The following is a 6,135-nucleotide window of genomic DNA, read 5'->3' as shown; positions in this document are numbered from 1 at the left end:
AAAGCATCAAACAGTATGCCTTAATTCAAGGCTTGCTTTATTGCGCCTGTGACTATCGATGGCAGCCTCGTGGCATGACCAGCCATTCCCGAATGTCCAATGGAAATTGGCTGAAAAGGCGGACTATCACTGGGGTCTATTTTTGCCCATGCAATCATGAGGAAATCCGCTCCCCGGAATGTCCCCGTACCATCCCGCGCATCGATGCAGATCGCGAGGTTTGGAGGCAGGTTTGCAATGCCATAAACCACCCTGAAACTCTACTGGGTGGAGCCCGGGATGTGGTTGCTCAACTCATCAACGAAGCGGGTCACCAGGATGTGAATCGTGAGCGCATTCAAAAGGAATTGGAAAACCTCTTTTTGAATAGGCAGTGGATCATCACTCAGACTCTCATGGGCAACATTTCGGAAGAAGAGATGGAACGCACACTCAACGAATACTCCCAACAGGAGGTCAATCTTAAGAGTGAATTATCTGCGATGCAGAAAAGAATTGATGAACGGTTGTTGGTGGATTGGGAAGCCAAAGTGATGGGATTTCTTGCTGACTTGCAGGATGGCATCCAGACATTGAGTGATCTGTCCGTGAGCGAAGAGGAGTGGCTTAAATCGTTTGACCTGAAAAAACATATCGTTCAGTTGCTAGTGGAGAAGGTGACGATTGACATTAACCGACAGTTGACTGTGACCATCCATCTGGACATGATGGAATTGCTTGAAGAAAGCCATAAGAATAGTGGTGGTTCCGGTTCGTCCGGCTCTTGGCCTGCCAGTGGCAGTCCTGCAAAATCAGATTCGCATCGCAAGCCGTCAATGTTTGCCGGTCGATCAAGATACATATCGATTAGCACGATTTGGAATAGCCAATAGACTGAGGAGGAAACAATGAGTAATCGTGCAGTAATCTATGTTCGTACATCTTCTGAACATCAAGGCGAAAAATCGAGCCCGGCTGAACAGGAGGCGGATTGCCGGCAACTGGCAGCCGATAAGGGGTTGGTGATTGTCAATGTCTATCGTGATATTGAGAAGTATCGTGTTCGCACGAAATTAGTGGAACCCTCTGGTACACGGTCTGATCGTCCTGGGTTGGTTGACATGTTGAATGCAGCTGCCCGCGATGAGTTCGACATAATTCTCGCCTGGCGTGAAGATAGACTTTATCGTGGGATGCGTGCCATGTTGCTTGTGTTGGAAACGATTCAGGACCATAAGGTGACTGTCATGCTTGCGCGGGAGACGTTCGATCCCAAAATTGCTCCGTTGCGTGCGTGGGTGGCTCAAATGGAATTGGATGGCATGAAGGAGCGCATGACAATGGGCGTGAAAGCCCGCTTGAAATCAGGAAAGGCAAATACAGGACAGGATCGATATGGTTATCAGCGTATTGACGATCAGATAGTTCTGGTTGAGGAGGAGGCATATTGGGTTCGGAAGATATTTGAGTGGTATCTTGATGGTTGTCGTCTCATGGAAATTCGAGACAGGTTGATTGCTGGTGGCGCACCCCAAAAGGGAAGCAGTGTTCCAAGAAGAATCCACTGGGCTCGATCCAGTATTCAGGCAATTCTTAAGTCAGCCAAGGAATATGCTTATGGATTGAAAATTCAATCCAGAAAGGGAGAACTTTTTGAAATACCAGTGGATCCAATTATTGATATTGCAACCTATGATAGCTTTAGAGAAATGAGGGCACGGAAAAAAACTTATCCTGCTCGTCGTCTACACCACGATTACCTGCTTGGAGGAATACTTAAATGTGAATGTGGCAATAAGTGGGGTGCAAGAACTCAAAAGACCAGAAAGAATCGAAAAGGAGTGCTGGTCGAGCGAAAAACATTAATGGGCGTGTACTTTTGTCGCCAGAATCACAAAGATCTTGTTTCACCCGATTGTCCAAGACATATTGGTGCTAAAAAGGCTGATGAAGAAGCCTGGGAAAAGATTTGCTGCGCTCTCGACAAGCCTGAATACCTGCTTTCACAAGCGATAGATTTGGTTGATCAACTTCGTGCAAATGCCTCTAATCTTCATGAAGAAAGGGACAGAATCGAAAAACAGCTTCAGAGGATCAATCACAACCGACAATGGGTGATTACACAAGCAAGAGAAGGAAAATTTACAAACAACGATATGGAACAACAATTGGCAACTTTGACTTTGCAGGAGATCAGTTATAAGCGCGATCTGTCTGCATTGGGTCAGACGATAAATATCAACGCGCTCAATAACTGGGAAGAAAAATTTGAGGAGTACTTGGCGGATTTACAGTCTGGCGTCGTGGAGTTAAAAGAAGCCGCTCCTCAAAATGAAGAGGAGCGACATAGAGTTTTCTTGCTCAGAAAGAAGGTTATAGATACCTTGGTTGAGGAAGTAAAAATCAACAGAAACCGAGAACTAGATGTTGTTATTCGTTTAGATTTACTTAAGATCCTCGATCAAGATGCTGGTTTAGAGAACCTTAGTCCTGCGGCATATTCCAGGCGGGGCGAAACTTATACCCGTAAACGATCAATCCGCGTTCATCGCCATCGTTGCGCATCTTGCGCGTCACCATTTCGACGGGCATGCCGATCGAGACGGCGGAAGTTTCTACATCGGTGAGTTGGGCGGTGATCATGGGGCCCTCTTCGAGTTTGACGAGAGCTACCGTGTAGGGTGCGTTGGCATCGTAGCCAGCGGGTGCTTCGTAGACGGTGGTGTAGGAATACACCTCACCTTTGCCGCTGAATGCATATTGTTCCTTGGCCTCATCGCCGCAGTTCGGGCACACATCGCGCGGCGGGAAGATCTTGTAATCGCAGTGCGGACAGACCTCGCCGACCAGCCCGTAGCGTTGTTTTTTCAGTCTCCAGTGTCTTGGGATTTCCATGTTGTTGAGTTCCTTTCTGCAAGGCTAATTCTATGGGGTATGACTCTCAGAAACTATCAGGGTCACTTTCACTTTGGAAAGTCATCCAGATGGGTGACATGGGAAATTCGACCGTTGGTAGGGGAGAAAGATGCCATTCGAAACAGAATCCGCCTCCCTCTTAAGCTGGAGGCGGATTCACATCCCATTGCTAACCGTACCCGTTCAAAATTGCCCCTTTTTTAAAAAGCGGAAAGCATAATTTTTGGCCGTGGGTATTATATAATCTCCCCCGATGAAAATCCTGTTAATTAACCAAGCCTTCGTCTCACCCGATGAGCCGGGGCATACGCGCCATTTTGAGATGGCGAAATTTTTGCAGTCACGCGGACACGAGCTGGTCATCGTTGCCAGTGACTTGAATTATCAGACGGGTCAGCGCACGGTTGCGCGGACAGGGGTGTTTGCCGAGCAGAATTTTGGCGGCGTGCGCGTGTTGCGCTCGTATATTTACCCCGCGTTGCATCGCAGTTATTTTTGGCGCATCATTTCGTTCTTTAGCTTTATGTTCAGCTCGGTGTGGACCGCGTTGCAGGTGAAAGATGTGGACTTGGTGATGGGCACGACGCCGCCGATCTTTCAAGCGGTTTCGGCGTGGGTGGTGGCGTTGATTCGTCGCAAGCCGTTTTTATTGGAAGTGCGTGACCTGTGGCCCGAGTTCGGCGTGAGTATGGGCGTGTTGAAGAACCCTATAGTGATCGCGCTGGCGCGCTGGCTGGAGATGTTCCTGTACGCGCGTGCGACTCATATCTTGGTGAACTCGCCCGCGTATAAAGAGTATATGATCGGCAAAGGTGTACCCGAAAACAAAGTGACCTACATCGCCTATGGCACAGACGTGGACATGTTCAACCCGAGCATGGACGGTTCGTCCATTCGTAAAGAGTTGGGCGTGGACGATAAGTTCGTCGTGTTGTATGCAGGTGCGCTGGGACAGGCGAACGACATTGACACGATCCTGCGTGCGGCTGAGCGATTGAAGGATGAAGATAAGATTTGTTTTGTGATATTTGGCGATGGCAAAGAACGGACTCGTCTACAATCCGAAGCGGAACGGATGAATCTTTCGAATGTTATCTTCGCGGGCGTGAGAGCGAAAAAAGAGATGCCGCAAGTCGTCGCCTCCGCGGATGTGTGCCTCGCCATCCTGCAGGATATTCCCATGTTCCGTACCACATACCCGAACAAAGTCTTCGATTACATGGCGGCGGGACGTGCGACCGTCCTCGTCATTGACGGTGTTTCGCGAAAATTGATCGAGGATTCTTATGGTGGGGCGTATGTTCAGCCTGGTGACGATAAACAGCTTGCTGAAACCATCCTTGACCTTTCAAAGAATGTAGATATCGTCAAGCAAATGGGACTCAATGCCCGTGAGTATCTGGTCAAACATTTGGATCGACGTGATAAATTGAATGAGACACTTGAGTTGTTGGAGAGGTTGGTTAAATAAATGTCCCGTCATTGCGAGGAGGGCGTAGCCCGACGAAGCAATCTCCAACACAAGATGGAGGAGATTGCTTCGCCCTATCGGGCTCGCAATGACGGGGAATATAGGTATTTATGAAAGTATTCGTTACAGGCGCAACAGGCTTCACAGGCTCGCGCGTCGTCCCACTCCTCCTCAAAAACGGATTCGATGTCCGCTGTTTGTATCGCGCCTCCAGTGACCGTTCTCCGCTGGATGGATTGAATGTGGAATGGGTGTTGGGCGATGTGTCCGATACCAAATCACTGACCTCCGCCATGCAAGGGACAGACGCCCTCGTTAACATCGCCTCACTCGGCTTCGGTCACGCGGACTCGATCATCCGTGCTGCGAAAGAGGCGGGTATCAAGCGTGCCGTCTTCATCAGCACGACCGCCATCTTCACACAATTGAACGCTCCGAGCAAGAAAGTCCGTGTGGCGGCGGAACTGGCAATCGAAACGAGCGGATTGAAATACACCATCCTGCGCCCGACGATGATTTATGGCAGTCCACGTGACCGCAACATGTGGAGGTTGATCAAGTTTATGCGCCTGTCTCCGATCGTCCCAATTTTCGGAGATGGCAAGTATTTACAACAGCCCATTTACGTGGACGATGTCGCGGCGGCAATCCTCGGTTGCCTAAAAGCGGACATGACCATCGGCAAGAGTTACAACATCGCAGGGAAACACGCGCTGACCTATAACGAAGTCATTGACACGATTGCTAAGGCGATGAACAAGCGCGTATGGAAACTTCATGTTCCGTCGAAGCCTGTTGTGGGTTTACTAAAGTTCTTTGAAAAAATTCGTATCCCGTTTCCCATCAAAGCGGAGCAGGTCTTACGCCTGAACGAAAACAAGGATTTCAGTTATGCCGAAGCAAGTAGGGATTTTGGATTTACCCCGCTTTCGTTTGAAGAGGGGATAAACATGGAATGCAAAGCTTTATAACATCGAATTCAAGTTTATAATTCCCAGCGGAGACCTGACAACTGACATGAAAGCCCTTAACTGCCCCAACTGCGGAGCCGCCCTTTCTGAACAAGCCGTCAAAATGGAATTCACCGTCTGCGATTTCTGCGGCACGACATTTCGCATGTCGAAGACGTTGACGCCCGAACCCAATATGGGTGACCTCCTGCTCGGTGCGGACTTTGGCAGTGACGCTCTCCCAGGCTGGGAATTGATCAAGGATGGGGACATCACATTCCACAAAGGGAATCCCTCTGAATTACGAGGCTTGTACAAACCTCGTCTCAATTCATATTATGTCTTGAAGAGCTCGGGCTTTCTCGATGACTTTGATGCTAGCGTCACGATCAAATTCACAGATGGTGACGAGAAGTTGATCACGTCGGGATTTTACCCGCGCTTCACCAATGAAGGTGGGTACGGCGTGTACATTTCCCCTGTGGGGTCGTATAACATCGGTTACTTTACATTGGACACAGCCAACAACAGCTTTACATGGAACACACTCGTCGATTGGACGTACCACGCCTCCTTGCGCAAGGGACTCAACGCCACCAACCGCCTGCGCGTTATCTTTGACGGGGAAAAGATTCGCGTCTACCTGAACGGAGTGTTGGCAACCTCCCTCAAGGACAATCGCTACAAGATGGGCAAGTTGTTCGTGATTGTGGAGCCCAACGGGGAGACGAATTTGGGCATTGCCTTCTCTGACTTGCAGGTGAGAGAGATTGCTAAATAAGGGGTTAGGGGTTTATCCGCTTTCGTTTGAGAAGGGGT

5 protein-coding genes are annotated in these 6,135 nt (G+C 49.2%); all 5 read left to right on the top strand.

The features are described from left to right. The first annotated feature begins 281 nt into the window (after positions 1 to 281). The gene (locus IPP66_23290) at positions 282 to 872 is read left to right on the top strand and encodes a hypothetical protein (GenBank protein ID MBK9928203.1); all 591 of its coding nucleotides are present in this window, start codon (positions 282 to 284) and stop codon (positions 870 to 872) included. Positions 873 to 887: 15 nt separating this feature from the next. Next, positions 888 to 2,606, top strand: a complete 1,719-nt coding sequence (locus IPP66_23285; protein MBK9928202.1) for a recombinase family protein — start codon at positions 888 to 890, stop codon at positions 2,604 to 2,606. 542 nt (positions 2,607 to 3,148) lie between these two features. Then, a complete protein-coding gene (locus IPP66_23280) occupies positions 3,149 to 4,366 on the top strand; it encodes a glycosyltransferase family 4 protein (GenBank protein MBK9928201.1) in 1,218 nt (405 codons plus the stop codon). Between the two features lie 110 nt (positions 4,367 to 4,476). Further along, positions 4,477 to 5,337 (top strand): NAD(P)H-binding protein, encoded by an 861-nt coding sequence (locus tag IPP66_23275; protein ID MBK9928200.1) that lies wholly within the window; start codon positions 4,477 to 4,479, stop codon positions 5,335 to 5,337. Between the two features lie 46 nt (positions 5,338 to 5,383). After that, positions 5,384 to 6,097, top strand: a complete 714-nt coding sequence (locus IPP66_23270; GenBank protein ID MBK9928199.1) for a hypothetical protein — start codon at positions 5,384 to 5,386, stop codon at positions 6,095 to 6,097. Positions 6,098 to 6,135: the final 38 nt, after the last annotated feature.

The sequence above is a fragment of the Candidatus Defluviilinea proxima genome, from assembly GCA_016721115.1.
Lineage (GTDB): Bacteria > Chloroflexota > Anaerolineae > Anaerolineales > Villigracilaceae > Defluviilinea > Defluviilinea proxima.
Note: the sequence above shows the minus strand (reverse complement) of the source record. Positions and strands in the feature narration are given on the sequence as shown.